General features: G+C 63.6%; 5 protein-coding genes and 1 pseudogene. 4 read left to right on the top strand and 2 right to left on the bottom strand.

The window, feature by feature from the left end; all coding sequences use genetic code 11:
- From H0U68_RS16060 to H0U68_RS16045, 4 genes and pseudogenes are all read left to right on the top strand, one after another.
- A pseudogene (locus H0U68_RS16060) lies at positions 1–197 on the top strand (DNA polymerase III subunit delta'); the annotation flags it as partial.
- Positions 194–571 carry a PilZ domain-containing protein gene (locus H0U68_RS16055; protein ID WP_296357361.1) on the top strand — a complete coding sequence of 126 codons (378 nt, stop codon included), beginning with the start codon at positions 194–196 and terminating at the stop codon, positions 569–571. The pseudogene H0U68_RS16060 and the gene H0U68_RS16055, both read left to right, overlap by 4 nt.
- A gap of 16 nt (positions 572–587) precedes the next feature.
- A complete protein-coding gene (locus H0U68_RS16050; protein ID WP_296357359.1) occupies positions 588–1,394 on the top strand; it encodes a TatD family hydrolase in 807 nt (268 codons plus the stop codon).
- Positions 1,391–2,050 (top strand): ankyrin repeat domain-containing protein, encoded by a 660-nt coding sequence (locus H0U68_RS16045; protein ID WP_296357356.1) that lies wholly within the window; start codon positions 1,391–1,393, stop codon positions 2,048–2,050. Before H0U68_RS16050 ends, H0U68_RS16045 begins: the two co-directional genes overlap by 4 nt.
- 33 nt (positions 2,051–2,083) lie before the next feature.
- Here H0U68_RS16045 and H0U68_RS16040 read toward each other — a convergent pair whose 3' ends face one another.
- Together H0U68_RS16040 and H0U68_RS16035 are read right to left on the bottom strand one after the other, a co-directional pair.
- A complete protein-coding gene (locus H0U68_RS16040) occupies positions 2,084–2,434 on the bottom strand; it encodes a hypothetical protein (RefSeq protein ID WP_296357354.1) in 351 nt (116 codons plus the stop codon).
- A 346-nt stretch (positions 2,435–2,780) separates the two neighbouring features.
- Entirely contained in the window at positions 2,781–3,710 is a 930-nt protein-coding gene (locus tag H0U68_RS16035) for a hypothetical protein (RefSeq protein ID WP_296357352.1), read from the bottom strand.
- Positions 3,711–3,895: the final 185 nt, after the last annotated feature.

Below are 3,895 nucleotides of genomic sequence, written 5' to 3'. Positions count from 1 at the left end.
GCGGCGCCGAGCCGCGCTTCTTCGCGCCGGCCGACCTGCCGGCCGGCGGCTCGCTGGCGGCGCTGACCGACTGGTCGCGTGAGCTTGCGCGCAACGCCCGCACGGCAGAACACCCGTTCCAGGCCGGTTTGATGCTGGAAGCGCTTGTGAGCCGGGCGCGGCAAGCCCTAAACTCCGCAAACCAGTCTTCCCGATGAGCACCTCCCTTCCGCCCGCCGCTGCCGGCAATTCCCCCCGCCCCAGCGTCATCCAGCTGGCGATCAAGGAAAAGGCCGCGCTCTACGCCGCCTACATCCCGCTGTTCGCCGACGGCGGCGTGTTCATCCCGTCCACGCGCGACTACAAGCTGGGCGACGACGTCTACGTGCTGCTGTCGCTGCCCGACGACCCGCAGCGCTACCCGGTGGCCGGCAAGGTGGCCTGGGTCACGCCGGCGCGGGCCGCGGCCAACCGCACCCAGGGCGTCGGCATCCGCTTTCCGTCGGACGACAAGTCAAAGCTGCTGAAGGCGAAGATCGAGGAGATCCTGGGCAACCACCTGGGCTCCGAGCGGCCGACCCAGACGATTTGACGGGTACGATTCCCGGGTGTACGTCGATTCCCACTGCCACCTGAGCTTTCCCGAGCTCGCCTCCAAGCTGTCCGACATTCGCCAGGCCATGGCAGCCGCAGGCGTGGACCGCGGCCTGTGCATCTGCACGACCCTGGAAGAATTTCCGGAGGTCCACGCCCTTGCCACGGAATACGACAACTTCTGGTGCACGGTCGGCGTCCACCCGGACAACGAAGGCGTGACCGAGCCGACCCTGCAAGCCCTGCTGGAGCGCGCCGCGCTGCCGAAGGTGGTGGCGATCGGCGAAACCGGGCTGGACTACTACCAGATGGAAGAGCGCAAGGGCGGCCGCGCCGTGTCCGACCTGGACTGGCAGCGCGAGCGCTTTCGCACCCACATCCGCGCGGCGCGGCAGGTGCACAAGCCGTTGGTCATCCACACCCGTTCGGCCTCGGCCGACACCGTCGCCATCTTGAAAGAGGAGGGCGAGGACGGCTCGCCGGGATCGGCAGGCGGCGTGTTCCACTGCTTCACCGAGACGGCTGAGGTGGCGCGCGCCGCGCTGGACCTGGGCTTCTACATCTCGTTTTCCGGCATCCTGACCTTCAAGAGCGCCGCCGACCTGCGCGAAGTGGCCGGCTTCGTGCCGCTGGACCGGCTGCTGATCGAAACCGACAGCCCCTACCTGGCGCCCGTGCCGTACCGCGGCAAGACCAACAATCCGTCCTACGTGCCTTTCGTGGCCAAGCAGCTGGCCGAACTGCGCGGCATGGCGGTGGAGGACGTGGCGGCCGCCACGTCGGCCAATTTCGAGCGGCTGTTCAGCGGAGTGCGATCATGAGAATCTGGTTGAGAATTGCGGTCCATCTCCTTGCTGTTGCTTGTTTTTCTGCTGCGCACGCCGGTTCGTACGAGGACTTCTTCAGCGCCGTGAAGCAGGACAACGGCAGGAGCGTGGCCACGCTGCTGCAGCGCGGTTTCGATCCCAACACGCTGGACCCCAAGGGCGCGCACGCGCTGTGGATCGCGGTGAACGAACCGGCGCCCAAGGTGGCGAACGTGCTGATCGAATGGCCCAAGACCAACGTCGACTGGCGCAATGCCAAGGATGAAAGCCCGCTGATGCTGGTGTGCCTGAAGGGCGAAACCGAGATGGCGAAACGGCTGGTCGCGCGCGGCGCCGACGTCAACAAGACCGGTTGGACGCCGCTGCACTACGCCGCCACGAAGGGGCACGTCGCCATCATGGAGATGCTGCTGGAGAACCACGCCTACATCGACGCCGAATCGCCCAACGGCACCACGCCGCTGATGATGGCGGCGCACTACGGCTCGCTGGCGGCGGTGAAACTGCTACTGGAGGCCGGTGCCGATCCGCGCCCGAAGAACCAGCTGGGCCTGACGGCGATCGACTTCGCCAACGGCGCCAGCCGCTCGGAAGCGGCCGAAGCCATCGCATCCACCATCCGGTCAAAATCCGGAAAAGGCAAATGGTAGCGCCGGCTTGGGAGCCGCAGTTAAAGCTGAACCTTACTTGGCGTTGCAAGCATTGATGAGCTGAACGCCGGCGCCGAGCTGTCCGGTTTCGGAGGCACAACGCGCTGCATCGCTGTAGTGCGCCTCCACCAGTACGCCAGGCGGGCTGTAGCGCAAGGTGGCGTGGGCCGGCATCTGGCCGCCGATGGACTCCGGCTGGCAGCGCGCGCTGCGGCCCGCGGCTTTTTCCACGCGGGCGCAGAAATCCTCACCGGGATAGTCGAACTGGCGGATTACCGCGCTATTGCTGTCCCGGTAGACAAGGTACTTGCCGGGCACCGCCGGCGGCTGGTTCGCGCAGCCGGCCAGCGTGGCTGCCGCGAGCAGGAAAACGAATCTGGACATGAAGGCTCCGGTCGAATGGGAATGGCCATGAATGCGATCGGCCGTGTTGTAGCGGGGAAACTGGAGCTTGGGGGCTCGGCGTAACAGGGTTCTGGCTTAGCTGGTCTCAATTGTATTAACTTCATACGATGTATAGAAGTGTCAAATGGCGGAGGCTCTTCTGTTAGCTTCCAGCTATTGTTCAGATTGATGCGAAATTATCATCAATCAGGCACATGGTCGGCACCCTCATAGACGCGATATCCGAAGGGGACGCGATATCCGAAGGGGACGCAGACCGAGCTAGCGAGCTGACGCAGAAAGTAGAAGAGCTGCGGGCTCGCAACAATCAAGCCCTGCAGCAAATCTACGACACACTTTCAGCATCACGCAAACAGCCGTAGCTACCGGGCGCTTGCCCAGCTCGCTGACCGGGACCGGGCTCCGTACACAGCCAGTAAGTATCACAGAACGACCCCAGGCGATGTGAAACAACCACGTCGCCGTCCCGGCACTCGAACACAGCGCCAATCAGGTCAGCCATGTCGCACCCAGTGAGCCTAAGGCGCATAGGAACACCCATGGGCGCGCCGTTGGAGCGACTGTAGCGGTTCGACTCTTCGGGCGCCTCGGCGTAGTCCTTCATGATGTACTTCGACACGTACTGAGCCATTTTGGCGGCCGACATCTTCGCGCGCCGCCGACCCTTTGCGCCTGGCTTGCCACCGACGAAGACCAGACCATTGTCGGCACCGACGATGGAACGCCAGATGGTCGTGCCCAGCCGCCAGCCAAGAATTTTCTGACCCTTGCGCACCGCATGCTGAGGCAGCTTATGGCAAGCAACGTGGACGTGCATCGCGCCGCGATCCTGCCGCTCAAAGCTGGCGCAGTAGCGGAATTCACCACCCAGCGCTGCCTTCATTCGGCGCACCCATTCCTTGAAGTGCTTCTTGCAAAGCTCGCGGTCTTGCTGATTGTCACGATAGGTGATGGTCAGGAGCTCGTTGAAGCCTTCGGCCTTGATGATCCTTCGGCACATCGTCTGCGCGCGCTGTGCGGCCTTTTTCAGGCTTTGCTGGCGCTTTTCTTCGATGAGGTCCGCGTCTAGCTCCGAGTCCAGCTCACCCAGCGGGCGATTCGACCAGTCCAGCACCGGCACCACGCCCATTTCCACCCACTGCACAGCTTGCCGGACCGATACCTCCCGGTGGCCATTGGCCTCCCAGACCGACACATCCCACGCATCCGGGAGCCGGCGGCCCTCGAACAAGATTCCATGCACAATACGTTCCATCGGTCAAGCACCTTGAATGTTTGGCTGATCACGAACCCGGACAGGTGCCAGCCTGTGCCGGGTTCAACTTTTTGTGCGCGCAGATCCACGCGACAGTTTTTCAACAACGCTCCGGACAGGTCAAACACGGCTCCTGTTCCAAAGTGTTCTAGAAATAAATTAGGCCGGCTTCGCCGGCCCCCCCC

The sequence above is a fragment of the Ramlibacter sp. genome (assembly GCF_013697775.1).
GTDB lineage: Bacteria > Pseudomonadota > Gammaproteobacteria > Burkholderiales > Burkholderiaceae_C > Ramlibacter.
This window is presented reverse-complemented; position numbering and strand designations above follow the sequence as displayed.